The organism is Endozoicomonas ascidiicola, from assembly GCF_001646945.1.
Classification (GTDB): Bacteria; Pseudomonadota; Gammaproteobacteria; order Pseudomonadales; family Endozoicomonadaceae; genus Endozoicomonas; species Endozoicomonas ascidiicola.
In genome coordinates, this window is sequence record NZ_LUTV01000002.1 from 281,956 (window position 1) to 300,725 (window position 18,770).

General features: G+C 48.2%; 24 protein-coding genes. 9 read left to right on the forward strand and 15 right to left on the reverse strand.

Features of this window, described 5'->3' with window-relative positions; translation table 11 throughout:
* Positions 1–127: 127 nt before the first annotated feature.
* From gshB to AKL11_RS05280, 5 genes are all read right to left on the reverse strand, one after another.
* The gene (gshB, locus tag AKL11_RS05260; protein WP_281180394.1) at positions 128–1,090 is read right to left on the reverse strand and encodes a glutathione synthase; all 963 of its coding nucleotides are present in this window, start codon (positions 1,088–1,090) and stop codon (positions 128–130) included.
* A gap of 142 nt (positions 1,091–1,232) precedes the next feature.
* On the reverse strand, positions 1,233–2,000 hold the full coding sequence (locus AKL11_RS05265; protein ID WP_067515571.1) for an adenosylcobinamide-GDP ribazoletransferase: 768 nt from the start codon (positions 1,998–2,000) through the stop codon (positions 1,233–1,235).
* Positions 2,000–3,040: a nicotinate-nucleotide--dimethylbenzimidazole phosphoribosyltransferase gene (gene cobT, locus AKL11_RS05270; protein WP_216636761.1), complete on the reverse strand. Its 1,041-nt coding sequence runs from the start codon at positions 3,038–3,040 to the stop codon at positions 2,000–2,002. The genes AKL11_RS05265 and cobT overlap by 1 nt, the downstream gene beginning before the upstream one ends.
* An 82-nt stretch (positions 3,041–3,122) precedes the next feature.
* Positions 3,123–4,007: an archaetidylserine decarboxylase gene (asd, locus tag AKL11_RS05275; protein WP_067515972.1), complete on the reverse strand. Its 885-nt coding sequence runs from the start codon at positions 4,005–4,007 to the stop codon at positions 3,123–3,125.
* 112 nt (positions 4,008–4,119) lie between these two features.
* A complete protein-coding gene (locus tag AKL11_RS05280) occupies positions 4,120–4,974 on the reverse strand; it encodes a rhodanese-like domain-containing protein (RefSeq protein ID WP_067515573.1) in 855 nt (284 codons plus the stop codon).
* 112 nt (positions 4,975–5,086) lie between these two features.
* Here AKL11_RS05280 and AKL11_RS05285 point away from each other — a divergent pair, with 112 nt between their 5' ends.
* The gene (locus tag AKL11_RS05285) at positions 5,087–6,673 is read left to right on the forward strand and encodes a recombinase family protein (protein WP_067515574.1); all 1,587 of its coding nucleotides are present in this window, start codon (positions 5,087–5,089) and stop codon (positions 6,671–6,673) included.
* Between the two features lie 33 nt (positions 6,674–6,706).
* On the opposite strand, the gene AKL11_RS05290 is transcribed toward AKL11_RS05285, so the two are convergent.
* The 10 genes from AKL11_RS05290 to AKL11_RS05335 all read right to left on the reverse strand — a co-directional run bounded on the left by AKL11_RS05290 (position 6,707) and on the right by AKL11_RS05335 (position 13,369).
* Complete coding sequence (locus AKL11_RS05290) at positions 6,707–6,901, reverse strand: hypothetical protein (RefSeq protein WP_067515575.1); 195 nt, start codon at positions 6,899–6,901, stop codon at positions 6,707–6,709.
* Positions 6,902–6,910: 9 nt separating this feature from the next.
* Positions 6,911–8,617, reverse strand: coding sequence for a DEAD/DEAH box helicase (locus AKL11_RS05295; protein WP_067515576.1), 1,707 nt, complete (start codon positions 8,615–8,617; stop codon positions 6,911–6,913).
* Positions 8,607–8,909 carry a hypothetical protein gene (locus AKL11_RS05300; RefSeq protein WP_067515577.1) on the reverse strand — a complete coding sequence of 101 codons (303 nt, stop codon included), beginning with the start codon at positions 8,907–8,909 and terminating at the stop codon, positions 8,607–8,609. Before AKL11_RS05300 ends, AKL11_RS05295 begins: the two co-directional genes overlap by 11 nt.
* The gene (locus AKL11_RS05305; protein WP_067515578.1) at positions 8,902–9,294 is read right to left on the reverse strand and encodes a hypothetical protein; all 393 of its coding nucleotides are present in this window, start codon (positions 9,292–9,294) and stop codon (positions 8,902–8,904) included. Before AKL11_RS05305 ends, AKL11_RS05300 begins: the two co-directional genes overlap by 8 nt.
* Before the next feature lie 17 nt (positions 9,295–9,311).
* The gene (locus AKL11_RS05310; protein ID WP_216636762.1) at positions 9,312–10,370 is read right to left on the reverse strand and encodes a hypothetical protein; all 1,059 of its coding nucleotides are present in this window, start codon (positions 10,368–10,370) and stop codon (positions 9,312–9,314) included.
* Between the two features lie 195 nt (positions 10,371–10,565).
* Positions 10,566–11,084 (reverse strand): DUF669 domain-containing protein, encoded by a 519-nt coding sequence (locus AKL11_RS05315; protein ID WP_067515579.1) that lies wholly within the window; start codon positions 11,082–11,084, stop codon positions 10,566–10,568.
* Positions 11,085–11,097: 13 nt separating this feature from the next.
* Positions 11,098–11,868 carry an ATP-binding protein gene (locus AKL11_RS05320; RefSeq protein ID WP_067515580.1) on the reverse strand — a complete coding sequence of 257 codons (771 nt, stop codon included), beginning with the start codon at positions 11,866–11,868 and terminating at the stop codon, positions 11,098–11,100.
* The gene (locus tag AKL11_RS05325) at positions 11,868–12,278 is read right to left on the reverse strand and encodes a DUF7173 family protein (RefSeq protein WP_067515581.1); all 411 of its coding nucleotides are present in this window, start codon (positions 12,276–12,278) and stop codon (positions 11,868–11,870) included. The genes AKL11_RS05320 and AKL11_RS05325 overlap by 1 nt, the downstream gene beginning before the upstream one ends.
* Positions 12,279–12,320: 42 nt before the next feature.
* The gene (locus AKL11_RS05330; protein WP_067515582.1) at positions 12,321–12,641 is read right to left on the reverse strand and encodes a hypothetical protein; all 321 of its coding nucleotides are present in this window, start codon (positions 12,639–12,641) and stop codon (positions 12,321–12,323) included.
* A gap of 110 nt (positions 12,642–12,751) precedes the next feature.
* The gene (locus AKL11_RS05335) at positions 12,752–13,369 is read right to left on the reverse strand and encodes a helix-turn-helix domain-containing protein (RefSeq protein WP_067515583.1); all 618 of its coding nucleotides are present in this window, start codon (positions 13,367–13,369) and stop codon (positions 12,752–12,754) included.
* 183 nt (positions 13,370–13,552) lie between these two features.
* Here AKL11_RS05335 and AKL11_RS05340 point away from each other — a divergent pair, with 183 nt between their 5' ends.
* The 8 genes from AKL11_RS05340 (at position 13,553) to AKL11_RS05375 (ending at position 18,768) form a co-directional block, all read left to right on the forward strand.
* Positions 13,553–13,792, forward strand: a complete 240-nt coding sequence (locus tag AKL11_RS05340; protein WP_067515584.1) for a helix-turn-helix domain-containing protein — start codon at positions 13,553–13,555, stop codon at positions 13,790–13,792.
* A gap of 48 nt (positions 13,793–13,840) precedes the next feature.
* A complete protein-coding gene (locus AKL11_RS24445) occupies positions 13,841–15,829 on the forward strand; it encodes an AAA family ATPase (protein WP_095210202.1) in 1,989 nt (662 codons plus the stop codon).
* Between the two features lie 310 nt (positions 15,830–16,139).
* On the forward strand, positions 16,140–16,607 hold the full coding sequence (locus AKL11_RS05350; RefSeq protein ID WP_067515585.1) for a RuvC family protein: 468 nt from the start codon (positions 16,140–16,142) through the stop codon (positions 16,605–16,607).
* Positions 16,604–17,176: a bacteriophage antitermination protein Q gene (locus AKL11_RS05355; protein ID WP_067515586.1), complete on the forward strand. Its 573-nt coding sequence runs from the start codon at positions 16,604–16,606 to the stop codon at positions 17,174–17,176. The genes AKL11_RS05350 and AKL11_RS05355 overlap by 4 nt, the downstream gene beginning before the upstream one ends.
* Positions 17,177–17,263: 87 nt before the next feature.
* The gene (locus AKL11_RS05360) at positions 17,264–17,536 is read left to right on the forward strand and encodes a hypothetical protein (protein ID WP_067515587.1); all 273 of its coding nucleotides are present in this window, start codon (positions 17,264–17,266) and stop codon (positions 17,534–17,536) included.
* 147 nt (positions 17,537–17,683) lie between these two features.
* Positions 17,684–17,959 carry a hypothetical protein gene (locus AKL11_RS05365; protein ID WP_067515588.1) on the forward strand — a complete coding sequence of 92 codons (276 nt, stop codon included), beginning with the start codon at positions 17,684–17,686 and terminating at the stop codon, positions 17,957–17,959.
* 18 nt (positions 17,960–17,977) lie between these two features.
* Complete coding sequence (locus tag AKL11_RS05370; protein ID WP_067515589.1) at positions 17,978–18,403, forward strand: N-acetylmuramoyl-L-alanine amidase; 426 nt, start codon at positions 17,978–17,980, stop codon at positions 18,401–18,403.
* Positions 18,400–18,768 carry a 3TM-type holin gene (locus AKL11_RS05375; RefSeq protein WP_067515590.1) on the forward strand — a complete coding sequence of 123 codons (369 nt, stop codon included), beginning with the start codon at positions 18,400–18,402 and terminating at the stop codon, positions 18,766–18,768. The genes AKL11_RS05370 and AKL11_RS05375 overlap by 4 nt, the downstream gene beginning before the upstream one ends.
* The last annotated feature ends 2 nt before the right edge of the window (positions 18,769–18,770 follow it).

An 18,770-nucleotide genomic window follows, 5' to 3' on the forward strand; every position in this document is an offset into this window, starting at 1 on the left:
AAGTTATTTTGGTCGGCTGGGCAAGGCGAAGAGACGAGTCATAGCCGTAGCTATGGCGAGGAGCTTCAACGCTGATCCAGTCGATCAAAATGGCTGCACAGCCCATAATTTATAAGCTGAATTGGTATCATTTATCTGTAGCTGTGAGCTTTGCCTCAATCTTATCCATTAACTCTCCTGCAATGTTCAATTTGAACTGATTATCCAGCTCACGGATGCAGGTCGGTGAAGTAACATTGATTTCGGTCAGGTAATCGCCGATGACATCAAGACCCACAAAAAGCAGGCCTTTCTCCCGAAGTACCGGGCCAACTTGACTGGCAATCCAACGGTCACGGTCGCTCAATGGTCGACCCTCACCAGTACCACCGGCAGCAAGGTTGCCACGAAGTTCACCTTCCGCAGGAATACGAGCCAGACAATAAGGAACAGGCTCACCATCAATCATCAGAATGCGTTTGTCGCCAGATTTAATGTCCGGAATATACTTTTGAATCATGGCCTGACGTTGACCGAGCTCGGTCAGGGTTTCGATAATCACACTGAGATTGGCGTCACCCGGATGAGTGCGGAAAATAGAGCTGCCGCCCATGCCATCCAACGGTTTCAAAACCACATCGCCGTGTTCTTCAGCGAACTCTTTCAAGAGACGCGGGCTGCGGGAAACCATCACCGGCGGCGTGCACTGAGGGAAGAGAGTGGCAAACATCTTCTCGTTACAGTCACGGATACTACGCGGGTTGTTGACGATCAATGTGCCTGCGGCCTGGGCCTGTTCCAGCAGGTAGGTGCTGTAAATGAACTCCATATCGAAAGGTGGATCCTTTCGCATCAGAATCACATCCAGTTCTTCCAGAGGCATTTCCTGACGTTCGCCCAGCTCAAACCAGTCTTCAGGATCGGCTTTGACGGTCATGGGCTGCACGCTGCCCATGGCCTTTCCCTCTTTCTGATAGAGGTCTTCCTGCTCCATGTAAAACAGCTGCCACTGTTTATGACTGGCCGCCAATAACATGGCCAGAGAGCTGTCTTTTTTGTAATTGATGGAGGCAATGGGATCCATCACGATGCCGAGTTTAATGCTCGTCACGATACAATCGTCCTCAAGTGGGATGCATACCAGTCGCGTTTTGTAGAAGCGTGATTGATATAATGCGACATATTAGGTGGGAATATACCAATAAGTCGGCGTTGAGTCATAAAATAAGCCGATGGCTCATTCAAATTTGAGCTTACGGCATAGTGGCTATGAGTATCAGATAGATAAGCAGTTCTGATAACTGTTGTGCAGCACCAAGACAATCCCCCGTGAAGCCCCCGATGCGCTTGATAATCCATCGTTTAAACAGCGAGCGAAATATCAGAGTGATGGCAATGATCGTCATCGCTGTTTCAATACCAAACAGAAAACAAGGCAGTACGCCAGTTACCGCAAGTATGAGCAGTTCAGTTGAGGACTGTTTCTGAGCCAGTGGTTTGCTTTTACTGGTGTCCGTATCACTGACATAAGGCGTATCGTAAATCAGTGATGCAGCCACTGCGCGGCTCAGCATATAAGCGACGATGATTGCTATAGCGAGCTGATTTGAGTCAGCTAACTCTACCAACATTAAGAATTTACCAAGCAGCGCCATGATCAGTGCAGCGGCGCCGTAGGTGCCAATGCGACTGTCTTTCATAATGTCCAGCCGCCGTTCCACCGTCATGCCGCCACCAATACCATCTGCCATATCGGTTAGCCCATCTTCATGGAAAGCGCCGGTTAGCATTAGGCTGAAGCTGATCATTAAGAAAACGGCAATCGTCGTTGGCAAAACAAGGCTTGCCAGCCAAAAGACGACAGCGCATAGAAAACCCAAGAGCAAGCCAACAAGGGCGAAATATCGCCCCGCTTGATTCATGCGCTGTTCACTGTAGGGAATGGAGGCAGGCACCGGAATGCGCGAAAAGAAGCCAAGCGCCAGCATAAACAAATGGTATTGATAGATTACCGCTGCCATCACTCGACCACGACTCCCGCCTCTTCGAAGCTGGCCATTGTGTTATAAAACTCCGCAGCAGCCCGAACCAATGGAACCGCAAGTGCGGCGCCGGTGCCTTCGCCCAGACGCAGGGATAGATCAAGTAAAGGTTTGGCGTTCAATTCGGCAAGCACAACAGAATGGCCTGCTTCGTGAGACTGATGGGCAAAGATCATAAAATCACGACAATCAGGATTGATCAACGTTGCGGCATAGGCGGCAGTGGATGCAATAAATCCGTCGACTATTACCGCTGTTCGGGCTTCTGCCGCGGCGAGGAATCCGCCCACCATTTGGACAATTTCAAAGCCACCCACTTCGGCCAGAACGTCGATCACATTCATACCTTTACAGCGGGATACGCTTTGCTCAACAACCTGCACTTTCCTGGCCAGCTGTTCATCACTAATGCCTGTGCCACGGCCAACGCACGCTTGAGTTGAGTGGTTGGTGAGTGCACATAGAATGGCAGCAGCACTGCTGGTGTTGCCGATGCCCATCTCGCCGAACATCACCAAATTGGAACCGTCAGCAATAATATGGCTCACCAGTTGCTTGCCCAGCTCAATGCCTTGATGAACCTGAGCCGATGTCATTGCGGCCTGCCGGGCAAAATTGTTTGTACCATTGCCGAGAGGTTGTTGAATATAGTCCTTAGAATGATCATCAGAGTTGTGCTGGATGGGTGAAATAATGCCAGCATCCACCACTTTTAATTGAATCTGATTAATACGACAAAAACAGTTTATTGCAGCGCCACCGGCCAGAAAATTTTGCACCATCTGCCGGGTGACATCACTGGGCGCAATGCTGACACCTTCCGATGCAATGCCGTGATCGCCGGCAAACACAATGGCGGTGGGGGAATGGATTGCAATGTTGGGGATTGCAGCGTCTTTACTTTGGCTTTGAATCAGAGCCAGCTGGTGGGCAAGGGATTCCAGCTGACCAAGGGCGCCGACGGGTTTGGTTTTTTGATGGATGCGATGCCAGATGGCATCCGAGTGTGCCTGATTCATTATTAGTACAGCTCTGTCGGCTACTTAAAAAAAGGGCATCACCACTGTTGTGTTGATACCCATTATTTTGAACGTCTGGTGATTATTCTGTGATCGACGCAGCGGAACTCATGGCTTTGCTTTGAGCCATGGCTTCACCCATTTTCACCGCCTTGCCAGACTGCCAGTTTTCCAGCCAGTTGATCTGATCTTTGCCAAACAGAACAATAGCGGTTGAGCCCAGTTTGAATCGGCCCAATTCATCACCTCGGCTCAGCTCAACAGCATTGCTGGCATCGCCATAGGCTGTTGTATCCACCTGACCACGTTTTGGCGTGACTAATCCTGCCCAGACGGTTTCAATACTGGCAACGTTGATGGCGCCCACCATAATCACTGTCATTGGGCCAAACTGGGTATCAAAGATGCTCACGACCCGCTCGTTACGGGCAAACAATCGTGGAATGTTTTCAACCGTTCCCTGATTCACAGAGAACAAACGACCAGGCACGTGCACCATTTTGTGCAGAGTACCGGCGGCTGGAATATGCACGCGGTGATAGTCTCGAGGTGACAGGTAAATGGTGGCAAATTTACCGCCCATAAATTCCTGACCCAGTTGTAGATCGCCACCGAGGAGTTCTACCAAACTATAATCATGGCCTTTGGCCTGAAAAATTCGGCCATTGTCGATATCACCAATCTGACTGACCACACCATCAGCAGGGCTGACAATCATGCCGGGATCTTCTGGTAATGGACGAGCGCCGTCTTTTAGAGAGCGGGTGAAAAAATCATTGAAGTGAACATAATCTTCCGCACTTTCCCGTTCGGCTTCTGCCATATCCACATGGTAGGTGTCGATGGCCCAGCGGATAAGGGCGTTTTTAAACCATGGGATCCGTGACTCAACAAAGTAGTGAACGGATCGGGAAATAAGGTGGTGAGGAAGTACATACTGCAGTGCAGCAAACAGCTTCTCTTTCACGATGAGAGGGTATCCTTTATTAGTGCCTGATGAAGTGTGTTCAGCTAGTTCAGAACACGTTTCAAAATTGGATTCGCGGCCATTGTAATTGAACATATGGCCGCCTGCACCTTCAGGATGTTGACAGTGAGACTGGAGTATTTGGTAAATTGCCCCACTCAGACCAGGAGCCATCGTAGGCTCTGACGTTACTAAAGCCCAGGGACTTGGCAACCAGATAAGTAAAGCCAGAGCGATGATGGCCCTGACAGTGGGTAATAATGCGTTTGTCACCGTTGATTCCAATGGCTGCCAGTTCGGATTCCACTCCGTTTTTTATTCGGTAGTTTCTCTGGGGATCCATGGCGCGAGTCCATTCAAAATTCACGGCGCCGGGGATATGGCCGGCTTTCTGCGCCATGACTTTTTCGCCACTGTACTCTTCTGGTGAACGTGCATCCCAGATGACAAATTCAGGGTTATCCAGGCTATCAATAATAAAGTCACTGGAAGCGATAACGCTGTCATCAATGTTCAGAGAAACCGTTTGTATAGAAGCATCGGCAGAAGCTCTCTGGTTGAGCTGACTTTCCACCGGATGCTTTTCCTTTAACCACGCGTGAATGCCGCCGTTGAGGTAGGAATAATGCTTGTGCCCGATCACATCCAGAGTCCAGATAAAACGACCAGCCCAGCCACCGCCTTCATCATCATAGACGATAAAATGCTCTTCGCCGGTGTAGCCCAGCTCGCCGAATAAGGCTTCGAGCTGACTGACGGGCGGGAGCTTGCCTCTGGCGGGCAGAGTGCCTGCAACTAAGCGGGCTGGGTTGACGCTGATGGCGCCGGGCACATGAGCCTGACGATACAGCTGTGGATTGCAAAGATCGATGATGATCAGGTTGTCTTTCAGGGGCTGATCGGAGGCCAGTAATGTTTCCAGAGCTTCCGGCTCCAGTATCAGTGGCAAATTATTATTTTCTGTCATTGAGTCTCTCTCTGGAGTGTGCCCTTTATACCCACCGGCTTTCAAGATGACGGATACAATATAATTGCCCACCTATCGTTGTTAATGCAATATAACAAGTTAGGAGGGCATTATGATAGACACAAAAGAAGAGCCTCTCGCGGTACCCGTGTACTGCTATTCCTACTACCGAATCTCATCTCCTTCTCAAGCCAAAGGTGGTGGCATCATGCGGCAAGTGGAAGCCGCTGAAAAGACCTGTGATGAGAATGGCTGGACTATGGATACCAGCTTTCATTTAACTGACATCGGCATATCGGCATACCATTCTAAAAATCTGGATGACCGGGCAGCTCTCGGCGGATTCATCAAGGCAGCTGAAAGTGGCCTGATCAAACTGCCTGCTGTCTTACTGGTCGAAAGCCTGGATAGGCTCAGTCGGGCAAATATAATGGATGCGCTGGAATTGTTCATCCGAATTTTAAATCTTGGCATCTCCATCTACACCCATTACGACCGCATTCACTATAGCAAGGAATCTATCCAGGCTAATTTTGGCCCTCTGCTGATCTCAATCACCATCATGTGCCGAGCTCACGAAGAAAGTCTTATTAAGTCCGCGAGAACCAAGGCAGGATGGCAGCAGATGGTTGAGCGAATGAAGGCGGGTGGTGTTGGGCGTAAGTCAATCTATCCGCCATGGATCACCATCGAAAATGGCAAGCCCGAGATTATCAAAAGTGAAGCCCGTATCGTGCGGGAGATTTTTGATCTATGTATTGAACAGAACATGAGTTATTCAGCAATCGGTCGGCAATTACGGGAAAAATACGACAGAAATTATACTGGTTCTATGCTGGGTAAAATCTTCCATAAAAAGCGTGCACTCGGTATTTTCTCTCCCTCCGATATTGAGGAAATACAGGCATACCCTGCCATTGTCAGTGAAGATATATTCTATACCGCTCAGGCCAGAATAAAAGAACGATTAAATACTGGAGTGGGCAGAGGCACCAAAAAAATTAACTTCTTCAAAACAAAGTTGAGGTGCAGTGAATGTGGAACCGCAATGAGAATGAATCGGAGCAATACTTCATCAACCTATGTTTGCCGTCGTAAGCAGGAATTACGGGATTGTAGTCAGAGTTCGAAGCTTGAAGTCGGCTCTTTTCAGTCTATTTTACTGTATGCCTTATCGCTGGTGGGCACTGATGATCTGATCGGAAAGTCCTCATCCGATAAGCTGCAAAAACTGGGAAAAGCGCTGGCGGTAGAGCAGGCAAAGCTTGATGAAAAACGGCAACGAATTAAAAATTTAGCGGAACTGGTGGCCGCTGGTTCCAAAACCGGTGCATCGATGGTCATGAAAACTGAGTCGGAGATTCAGGAAATTGAAGTGTCGATTACCGCATTACAGAGTGAACTTGACCGGCTTCAATCGCCTTCATTACCCCGCAATGTACAGTATATTTTTCAATTTAATCGGCGCTATTCTCTGGGTGAAGTTACAAAAGCCGATCAAGAACCTTTTGTGAATGCTCTCAGAAAGGTGGTGGATCGGATTGTGATCAATTCGCCTGTAGCAGCAGAGCAACGGACGCTGGTGGATATTCATCTGGTGTCGGGTGTTCAGGTATCCATCGTCGTCTTGAAGGATTACACCGCTGAGATTTTAAAAGATGGCACCAGAATCGGCCGGCACATTATGATGAAAAAGTAAGCTGAAAGGCGGTTGGAACCAGACGACCGCCCACTAATCCTGATTTTCTTTAATCCACTGTTTAACCAGTGAAACCAGTATTTCGCATTCACGACCACCCTTGGTCTTAACCAGCTCTATAAATTCATCCGCCAAAGGGTTTGAGATCACAAAGCCGTAAACCATGGTGTTATTCTTTATGCACTCAGAGATCAGGTCGGGTTCTTTCTTGGTTTTGGTGGCTTCCATGACTCTCTCCTAAAAATCAATATCCGTATCAAATACATCAAAGTGGTCAGCATTAAACCCCTGTGGTTTTGGCCTGTCTGCGGGGTTGTTGTTCCATTCGCTCGGGGTGCCTGCTTTTATTGTGAAGTCATAAGCCCTGATTCGTTGCCAGCGACCATCCTGAACAACCTCAATCCGACAAGGTTCTTTCATGTCTCTTGTTTCGCTAATCCTGTGCAAAGCATCGTTGGTCAGTTCAGGAACAGGATCGTGATCAAAGCGTTTTACCCACCAGATCACTGCTTTCTGTCGTGCATAACCGCCATGTTCGAAGCAAACCCATTCACGGATCGTTTCCAGACCGCAGCGATAAGAGACCTGCATTGACGGTGGTTTGCCGTTTTTCTCATGTAGGTTGTAAATGAGTTCATCTACATCCAGCCACTCCGGTTCGATCTGGTTTGCCAACAGTGCGGCGTTGGATGCTTCTGATTCATGTTTTTCCCGCTCAGGAAATTGATAGTGGCAGGCAGGGCAAACTCGCAGGCCAGCGAGGATCAGTTCAAAACATTCCGGGCATTCTTTGACAGGAGCTTCTCCAGATCCCTTGCCTGCTTTTATATGGTCAACGGTAATTCGGTCGATCGGTCCGTGGCGTTCTACATTGCCACCGTAGTCCAATACCAAACAGTCCGTCTTGTTGGTTTCAGGACTAATCCGCAAGCCCCGCCCAAGTATCTGGACGTAGAGTCCGGGTGATTTAGTCGCTCGAAGCAGAGCAATCATATCGGTCAAAGGCGCATCGAAACCGGTAGTGAGAACTCCCTGACTGGAGAGCGCTTTAATCCTTCCTGCTTTATAGTCAGAGAGAATACTTGACCGTTCATCTTTCGGGGTTTCACCAGTGATGCATTCAGCCTCAATGCCATCATCTATCAGCAGTGCTTTCACCTGTTGAGCATGCGCCACGCTGACGCAAAAGATCAGCCATGCTTTCCGTTCCTGGCCATATTGGATAATTTCAGCCACGGCTTTTTCAGTTACATCGTTTTTATTGACCGCTTCTTCTATATCGCTGGTGAGGTAATCGCCCTGCCGCGTTCGCACACCGGCAAGATCAATCTTGTCTTTTCCGGCCTTGGATCGCAGCGGTGATAGAAAACCATCGTCAATTAATCGCTGAATATCCGTCTCATAAACGATCTCATCAAATAGGGGGTTCTTGCCTTCAGTCATTAATCCCTGCTTCATCCGGTATGGCGTGGCAGTGAAGCCGACTATTTTAAGTGCCGGATTAACTTCTCGCAGTCCTGCAATCAGGCGAGAGTACATTGTTTCTGAACTTTCACTATTGAGAAGATGGCATTCATCGATAATCAGCAGATCAAAACGCCCTAATTCCTCTGCCCGCTTATGAACGCTTTGGATGCTGGCAAACAGTATTTGAGCATCGGTATTTCGTGAGTTCATTGCCGCAGAATAGATACCGGTCGGAGCCTCTGGCCATTGGGCGATAATCTTTTCATGGTTCTGCTCAATGATCTCTTTTACATGGGAGAGAATCAGGAACCGTTGGTCTGACCAATGTCGTAAAACGCCATGGATAAAGTCAGCGATGATCACTGACTTGCCACCACCGGTGCTCACGCAGACCAACGGATTACCATTGGAGGCGCTGAAGTATTGATAGATCGCATCAATGGCCTCCTGCTGATACCAGCGGAGTTCAAAAGCCACGACCGAAGCCCTTCATCTCGTTAATGATTTTATTGGCAACCCGCTCGGCAGCTTTCCGGTCAAAGTACGTCATTTGACGTTCATAGTGCTTGCCTTGCTGCCATTCAGCGATCTGTTCACTAATCTCTGTCATAATCGACTTGATGATTTTTTCGCAGAATAACGGACTGATAAACGGCAGATCTTCTTTAAAACTGATGCGTATGATTTCGGTTTTGTCTTCTCCGGATTCCAGGTCGATCCAGTTTTCTGAGAAGTCGGCTGTGCTGACTCTTCGCAGCTTATCAGTCATGATCGGCCTCCCTAACCAACAGCATTTTGTCGGCAATTTGATAAGAGAAAGCCACGGCATGTTCTATAGTGACTCCACGGTTGCTGTTGAACTCGGCAATCAATGCTGTGATAGCAAATAAATCCCGGAGTTGAATGGATTGGTTCTGAAACGTCTCTAACTGCTTTTCCAGATCATTGATGGTTTCATTACACGCTTCTTGGGCGTATTGCTCAAAAGATGCCGTGTCTTCTATCAGGTAATGGGTGACTCGTGGATAGAAGTTACCTTGCTGGTAATCTGCAATGCAGAGTCCGCCTTCTGGATTTAACCCGATCAGATCAATCTGATCCTGTGCGGGAGAATTGCTGGCTGGTATGTACCGATAACGTTTTGAATGATCCATTTCTTGTATTCCTTTTATCACTGGTTAGTTTCAATCGTTCCATCAAACTGCGCTTTCAGCTCTACCAGCTTTTCATCTATTAGTAGGCTCTTGTCTTCTACTGCCCTAACTTCCTGAGATGAGAACTGCCCTTTATCCGTACCGGTCATAAACTCCTCACCCGTAGATTTCAGGCGATAGCGTATCCAGAACTCACCGCTATCAGTGGGTTCAGCGAATTGGTCTAACAGGTAGGGGTTATAGAGATGGAGTTCACAACCGGACTTCTGAACTGACTCTGGGATTTCCATATCGTGACGGGCGCAATGCCATTCACCATCCTCAATTGGAGTGCTGTGCAGGCAGGTACGGCAATTGACTGCTGGGGCTTCCTGGCCGTGGCAGATAGAGTGGTGATCACAGAATTTGCAGAGGTACCAGCTGGGGTCTTCGCTGATTTTGCTCAGAGGGCGATCACTGACAATAATGCAATCCGCTTTCTCAACGACAGCCTTGCCCATCACTGGATTAAGATTAATCCGCTCACCGTAAAGCTCATCTGTGTTTTTATTCACCGCTATATAGAAGGCTCTGGTCAGCTGTGGATTGGCCAGATGCATATACACCTGCATCTGAATAAAGTGTTCTGGCTTGGCTTCCTGCACGCCTTTCTTGACCAGGTTGTTGAAGGACTTCTCATTGTGAGTTTTCATTTCAATCAGATGCCAGGTCTTGGGTGCTTCAATAAAGCCCTGACCGACACCATCAAATGAGCCACCAAAATGTCCGTTGCAAGCGGAGACTCTGAACTGCTTTCCTGTAGCGGGATCGGTCTCAAACACTTTGATGCCGACCTTGCGAAGGTCAGCCACGAACCGTTCTTCTGCCAGATGGCCAGTCTGAAACAACCGCAATAACTGACCATTGTGTTTTACCTCTGAACACCAACGAAAGGTGTACCACAGCGCCCGATCACAAGGGCGGCCAATAATGGAGCCGCCAAGATGTGCCCGAAAAGCATCTCCCTGATGATCTTCATAATGTTGGACGATGGCTTTTATCGTCGTCTGTTGTGGTTCAGGAATTTCCATTTCCATGGCCTCGAGTTATTTCCTGTTGAGTCTTCTGGCGATCCGTTGTGCCTTCTTTTTTTTCTTCCTTTCCGTCTTGGAGGGTCGTTTTTTGGTGTAGCGAGCCTTATCGAGCTTCCGCGAGGGAGTGCCCGTTGAGTTGAAAATCATAGAATCTTCCTTGATATAACGGGGGCAAGCCCCCTTGTGACTAATGAATAATTACTTCTGTCCCCATGGCGGCGCAGAATATTGCGTCGCCGGATGTGGTGGTTGTTGGGTCGATGATTGTTGAACAGATGGTTGGGCAGGCGTTTGCTGCTGAGGAACAGGCGAACCCTGTTTTGCCTGACCACCGACATTGATCCACTTCTTCACTTCATTCTTAGGGCCGTAACCCGGATCGTTTTTGATCACTACCCGAATACGGATCACCTGATTTAATAGTTGATCAGTGTCGCTGATCATGGGTTGACCAATAGCGTGAGCGATTCGGCTTAATTCTTTTCTGCCTATTTCCTCTGCCCGTGGACTTTTGTTTTCTATATTGTGCTGCGACCAGAGTTTCCGGCTTTCATGCTGACCTTCCATAATGGTGTAGGTCAGTTTCACCATACGACCACCGGTCTTGGTGTTTTCCAACGCCGATTCAGTAATCATGGTCAGGTACTCGCCAGCCGGTAGCGGTTCAAACTCATCGGTTGGGTCATAATCACCTGCGTTAAAACCTAACTGTGCCATGGTAATCTCCTTGTTATTGGCTTGAGTTATGGGTCAGTGCGTCACTAAATGCCTGCCAGTTCAGCGGAAGCTCAGGCGGCAGACCATAGCGATTCTTGGCAACGAAACTCGGGCGAGCTTCGGTATAGAGGTAGCGTTGGCCGGTGCTTATGCCTCGGGTTTTGACCTTATTGAAACCGCCTTCTTCTTTTTCAATCACGGTTTTGTAATCAGCAAACATCACGCAGTCGACGGACTCCTGGACAAGATCGCTGGCGCGTTTATGAAGTTTGATCTGATAGCGGTCATAACTGTCCGTTGTGGGGCTTTCAAATCGCTTGATTTCGGAATGGGCAATCAAAATAAAGGCCATACCCTTTTCATTGCGCAGGGCATCCAGGCCTTCCAATAACTGTCGCCACAAATCCAGTGCCAGAAGAAAGCCTTTTCCGTAGCCGAAGTCATCAATGGCCTGAAAACGCTCACCTTTCGGACCAATATAGGTTTCGCAAAGGTGTTGCCAGATCAGCGGCTCCAGGTGGTCAACACTATCAATCACTGCAGTCTGATAGTTGTGATCCGACGTATAAAGCACGGTCAGCGCATCCAGTACATCCTGGAAAGACTTCATCATTGGGAAAGCATCTACCTCTAACTTTCCCAGACCATCCTCAGTTTGAATAAAGATAGGATTGGGAGCGCCACAACCTAATGTGGTTTTACCAACACCTGCCGGGCCATGGACAACAATGCGGGGCGCCTTGATGCCAGAAGAACGACTTATGGATTCCAGAGAGATGGCCATTACTGCACCTCCAGTCGTTCATACTTCACCGATACTTTCTTGGGTTTGGTCGTAATGGCTTCTGCCACCTTGTTGTACTGCGCGGGATCAAGACCTTGCAGGCTTTTTAACTGGCGGGTATCAATTTCCAGTTTGGTTCTAACCACTTTTTCAGCAACATGGGCCGGGAGTCGGTTTTTCAGGGCTTGCCACTTCTCTACATCTAATGTGCGAGTGAAGCCGGATACCGTGGTGACTTTGTAGTAGTCACCTTTGATGGAGTAGCTACCTTCATCTTTCACACCCACCACGTCGCATAACTGCTGCTCAATGGCGAGGCGGAGATCTCTGGCCTGCTGCTCGGATTGTTTGGCCAGTTCTAACTCGTAGGCGAGTTTGTCCAGCCGTGAAGCATCATTGCTTTCGGTCATCGCAATTTCCTTTTTTTGCGGGGTGGGAGGGGTGGAACTCAGTCAGCCGCTGAGCAGGTCATTGAGTTCCGGGATGGACGTCACTACCACTTGCTGATCTTTGGTCAAATCCACCAGTAATTCCCCAAGACGAAAACGACGGGGGATGACTGTCAGCGGTTGGCTGACGGACGTATCCGGATCATTGAGTTGGCGGTTGTAGTCCTGAATCACATCAAGCAGCGCATCGACAGCAGACTGAGACTCACATTGGACAGCAGTGATTTGTTGGGAAAGGTGTTGGGCTTCGCCGTGCAGCGAAACCACTTGTTGTGCGAGAGTGCTGATTACATCCTGAACAGCAGAAAAGTCCGTTTTGTTCATGACTGATTAGGCGATCTGTTATTGATTGTTAAATACAGACTGCCTTTCAGAAAATTAGTTGTCAATGATTGTTTAAATATAAGTTAATATTTTTTCGGATCGGGTTTGTTTCAGTATTGACGGACCTCAGTAAAGGTGCCGATCACGGTGCCATGATACTTCAGGCTTTCCACCTGCAGTCGGGGTGAATTGGCGTTCAAAAACACGACCGTATCCTGACCATTTACCCGTTCGTAGATGCCCAGCATGATCTCCTTATCTTCCAATATACAGATATTGCCTTCTTTCAGTGGCAGCTTGGGATCAACATAAATCATATTGTCTGCGGGAAAACTGGCACCAGATCGCCCCTGACTATCCATGGCACTTCCACGCACTTTCAGCGCATAACTCATTGGGCTGCAACGAACCGGGCAGAACATCAGTGTCGTGTTTTCATCACAGATACTTTCATCCAGCCAGCGCCCGATCGCTTCATAAGGTAATACCGGAACGCCGCGCCCCTGGGGCTTATTGATGTCGTTGCCTTTCGCCAGATAGTCCTTCGGCACATCCAGCGCGGCAGCAAGTTTGTATTGAATTTTGGCCACATTGTAATCGGTGTAACTGCTGGACTCGCCCAGCCAGAGAGAGATAGTGGCGCGGGTAACGCCTAATGCTCTGGACAGGTCTGATTGCGACATCCCTCTTTCCGCCAGTAGCTCCTTGGTGCGTTGCTTCCAGTTCACGTTTCTTTTCCTTGTAGTGACATTGGCAAGTATTGACGAGCTGTTGTTTAAAACCATTATGGGGAAAAAATAGCGACTTCAACATACTGTATAAATAGCCACTATTTAATTAAACAATCATTGACATTATAAGTAGACAGATTCAATAATTTGATTTCCCTGACTTCCACAAGGAACCGGAAGATGGTGATCAAGCGAGAACCCACCCAACCGAAAACCCCGGGTCAGCTGATTCGGGCTTACCGCCTCGAACGGGGCATCAGCATGGAGCAGATGGCTGAATTCCTCTATTGCTCAAAAGGCGAACTCTCCCAGATAGAGAATGGCCATAAAGCCATATCCCGCATGAAACAGTTGCTCTGGTCTTGCATGGTGCCGCACTGGACACCGGAGATGCTGCAGTCCGACGAGTCCAATTCATAAACGACACTCTGCCACCAACAACAAATACAACAAGAAGGAACGACTTGTATGGAATCGAATCTACCCAACACGGCATCAGAAGCCTGGAAACTGAATGAGGCAGGTCTATCTATTGTGCCGCTCGGCTCTCCTTTCGAGGAACCTCCCGCCTGGTTTGTTGATGGTCGCTGTTCTGGTGATACAGGAAAAGCAAAAAACGAATGGCCAAAAGCACCGCGCTTTCGTTGGAAGCAGTATCAAGATGAAGCACCGGATGACAGTCAGGTAGAGCATTGGGCTCAACTTTTTCCGCACACGAACTGGGCTATCATCACCGGATATGGTGTCGTGGTCGTTGATGCGGACAGTGCAGAAGCCGTTAGGTTTATTGAAGAAGGCGCCATTACCCGTACACCATTAAGAGCCACCACCAGTAAAGGCAAGCACTACTATTTTCAGGTAAACCCGGACTATCCCATCCATAACTCTGTCAGAAAGAATAAGATCGACCTGCGAGGTATTGGTGGTTATGTAGTCGCTCCCGGCAGCACTCATGCAGACGGTACGCTCTATCAATGGGAAACCGATGGCTATATGGATATCAACGATATTCACGATCTGCCCATGCTGACACCAGATGATATAGCCACCATCAATGGCTTTAACGGGCAAGCGGCTGAAGATAAGCCAGTGGGTGATCTGGGATTTTCTACGGATCAATACCAGCTACCACACGACGGTAGCAATTTAGCCGAAGGTCAGGGCAGGAATAACGCCGCAGCAAGTATGGCTGGTCAACTTATTCAGCAGGGGCACTCTCTGATGGATATCAAAAGAACCCTTGATCAGTGGAACCAATCCAATACACCACCACTGTCCGATGCAGAATTGAATACCACCATCGCCAGCATCTCCAAAACGCACACCAACAACAATCCGGGCGCCGTTATTTCCATTGAGCCACCACCGAAGCCTTTGTTTGAGTTTTGCCATGTTGAAGAACTGGTCAATGGTGTGAAGCCGATCAACTGGTTGATCAAGGGCTTTCTGGAAATGGACAGCCTCTCTCTGATGTTTGGCGAACCTGCCTGCGGTAAATCGTTTTCAGCCATTGATTTGGCTTGCTGTGTTGCTACAGGCAAGGATTGGCATGGCAAGCCCGTCAAACGACAAGGTCCGGTTTTCTACATCGCAGGCGAAGGCTTTAACGGCCTCTCACGACGATTAATGGCGTGGCAGCAAACTAATGGTTACAACCTGCGCAATGCACCCATCTACGTCAGCAAATGCTCTGCTGCGTTAACCAATACCGCGAACGCTCGAGCAGTCAGTGACAGCATTGAAAGCATCATTCAGGAAAATAACAGTGACATTCCTTCTCTGATTGTCATTGATACGCTGGCGAGAAACTTCGGTCCTGGTGATGAGAATGCCACTCAGGAGATGAATGTCTTTATCAATCACATCGACCAATTGCTTCGTGCCAAGTATGAGTGCTGCGTGATGATCGTTCACCATACGGGCGTTGGCTCAAAAGATCGGGCTCGCGGCAACAGTGCTCTCAAGGCTGCGCTGGACGCTGAATATGCGGTGGTGAAATCAGACGACACAGTGAAGATTATCACCAAGAAGATGAAAGATGCGGATGAACCAAAACCGATGAACTTTATGTTTGATCCTGTTCAGCTTCCTTTTCTGGATGAAGATGGCGAACCGCAGTACAGCTGTGTGCTGCGGTATCTTGAGCATGGCATTGATCAGGAGGAACCCAGCAAGACACCCATCAAGAAACTCGGTGATCGACAGCGGCGGATTATAGAAGCCCTCAACAGTTTGATTGGAAATGCTCAACATCGTTTAGAGAACAGCGGTCGTGATCCCGTTAATGCACGAATAGAGCTGAAGAATCTGAAAGATGAATGCTATGAGCAGGGTTTCATCTGCTCCAAGCATTGGCGGAGAACGATTGATGCCATGATTCATCGAGAGCTCATTACTGTTGATGCGCCTTTTGTGATGGTCTCTGAGAAAGGTTTGGAGGCGATTAGCAATGACTAATTATACTGCCTGTTTTTTAACCAAAAACCCCCGTGCCCAAGGTCCCCAGGTGCGGAATTTAAAACTGCTTAAATCTCTGTACCCTCCTATCCCCTCTAACCCTCTATTTTCAAGGGTTCCGTCTGTTTGATGCCTTTAGCTGACCCACACCCCCCCTTTTTTCTCTCTCTATAGAGAGAAAAAAGTAAGAGGGGGAGGGGGAAAGGGAGCATGGCAGAAAGAACAGAGGGGAAGAGAAAGAGAAAAAAAAAGAGAAAAAATAAAAAAAGAGAAACAAAAAGAGAAAGAGAAATATTTCAGGGAGTGAAAAATGAAAATAATTATAGGAATAGATCCAGGTCTGACAGGAGGCATCGCGGTACTGGACAGTGAGAGTAAGGAAATAATCAGAGTCGAAGATATGCCAACGTCTCCGGAAGGGAAGAAGCGAAAAGTAAACGGCTTTGGACTGATGAGTATCTTTGGAGGCTATACCCGAAACGATATTGAGATGGTCTATCTCGAAAGAGTGGGAGCAAGACCAGGACAGGGAGTGGTCAGCATGTTCAGCTTTGGTCGTTCATATGGCGCTGTGGAAGCGGCAGTCAGCTTATTGGGCTTTCCGCTGACCTATGTCACCCCGCAACGCTGGAAACGCTCAGCGGGTCTTTTAGGCGCTCACAAGGATGCATCCAGAGGCAAAGTATTAGACCTCTACCCGGATGCAGATGTTCATCGAAAGAAAGACAATGGTCGTGCTGATGCGGTGCTCATTGCCCGATATGGAGAATCGCAATGAAATTCTATTCAGCAAGGCAGGCTATTCATGATGCGTATGCTATTCACTTGACCAGTAAGGGCTTCGACGTAAATCCATTGGCGTTTCGATCTGGTGGTAAGTCGAACAAGCTGGATAACAACCAGCTGGTTTGTAATGCAGTGGAAGCAGGAATGGTTATTGCTGCAGTGGAAAAGCTGGAGGAGCCTTTTCGTTCTTGGGCTATATGGGCTTATGGGCCAAGGACTGAGCATTTCCTTCCAGAACAAGGGCGGTTCTTTCAGTGGCTGGAGCAGGATGTTACGGAGAGGCTGGCCAAGAGTGGGCGGGATTATCGGGAGACGACAGAACAAAGGATCAGGGATGTTGTTGCCTATACGGTATTGGATTATCGCAGTTATGCCGCTAATGGTAGGCACCTCTATCCCACGAGTTTGGTTATCAATAAATGTCGAATTCATCGACAGAATTGGAAGCGGGATTTTTTATCTTGGCATGAGTATTACTGGCAGTTCTGTGATCATAATCTTGATAGAACTTCACTGCTGTCTGCTTCTGAGTCGGTGAGAATATTAAAATCAGATACTTAAATCTGAAACTAATACACGAAAAATTGAACTATTTAGAATCAAGTGGCTCAGATATATATAAAAATGAAATAAATGGAGAGTTGTACCATGATGGATTTTCCCAAACTGGTTTATATTGAAATGAATCAGGTGGTGCCAGATCTTGAGATGCCAGAAACGCTTGAAGTAAGCGTACCCGTTATTATGTGGCATGGAAGAAAGATAGAAATAAGGCAGGCCGTTTTGGAGTATGCACGTTTGGTCAGTCCAGATGTAAAATCCCGAGAGCAACAAACACTAAAGCAGGTTTTTCAAAAGGTAATTGGGGTTATTCAAAAATCGCACCCGGATTATTTTAGGCGCTGTATGGCTCAAGATTAGTGCTTATGGATTGGGAAAAACCAACGGGTTGCCAATGATTACTGAATAAGGCATAGTTTCCCAAGATATGAAACCTCACCTCTCTTTTGAAGAAAAGCGGCGTGGGGTTTTTTATTACCTCAATTTTCTCCTCGTGCAGGACGCACCATGACTGACCTCTCCGACCGTCTGGATCGCATTGATGTGAAGCTGGACAAACTGAGCGAGGCAGTATCCCAGCTCGCCAGAATTGAAGAGCGAATCTCCCACCAGAACGACAATATGCACCAGCTGGATGCGAAGCTCAGCGATATGGAATCCAGAATCAGAACCCTTGAGCTGCAAGGTAGCTCCCGAGGTGTTTTGTTGGCTGGTATCGAACGGTTTGGCTGGTTGGCGATCTCTGCACTGGTTGGTTTAGCAGCATTCTTTTTCAAAAAATAGCTATCAAAAAGTGACATTATGGCTTCAAGGACTGAAACCAATTACATCGTGATTCACTGTTCGGCCACTCGTGCTGACCAGAATATCACTACAGAGGATATCCGACGCTGGCATGTGAACGACAATGGCTGGTCGGATATTGGCTATCACTGGGTGATTGAACGGGATGGTTCTGTTCAGCAAGGCCGTGATGCTCAGGCTCAGGGTGCTCATGTTCGAGGTCATAACCATGAATCTATCGGTATCTGTCTGGTTGGTGGCATGGCTGAGAATGGCGAGCCGAAAGACAACTTCACTTCTGCACAATGGCTGGCTTTGGAAATGCTTATCGAATCTCTGGAGCTTCGCTATCCAGAAGCTCAAGTTGTTGGCCATTACTTCTTCACGCCCTACAAAACTTGCCCGAACTTTGTCGTTGAACACTGGTTGAAGTCGATTCGATGAGCTTTGCAGCCGCCATTCCCATTGTTGGCAAGATCATCGAACGGGTGATTCCTGATCCCGATAAAGCCGCAGAAGCCAAGAATCAGCTGGTTGAACTGGCAGTGAATGGCGAACTGGATGAATTGGCTCAACGTGCCGGGATCATCAATACCGAAGCCAAAGGCGAAAGTTGGTTACAGCGTAACTGGCGCCCTATTGTGATGCTGGTCTTTACCGGGTTGATCGTTGCCCGGTGGTTAGGCTGGTCGGCTCCGGACTTATCGGAAGCGGTTGAACTGAAACTGTTCTCTATCGTTCAGATTGGTATCGGTGGCTACATTGCCAGCCGGGGCATTGAAAAAGTAGCAGACAAAATAAGGCGCTAAGG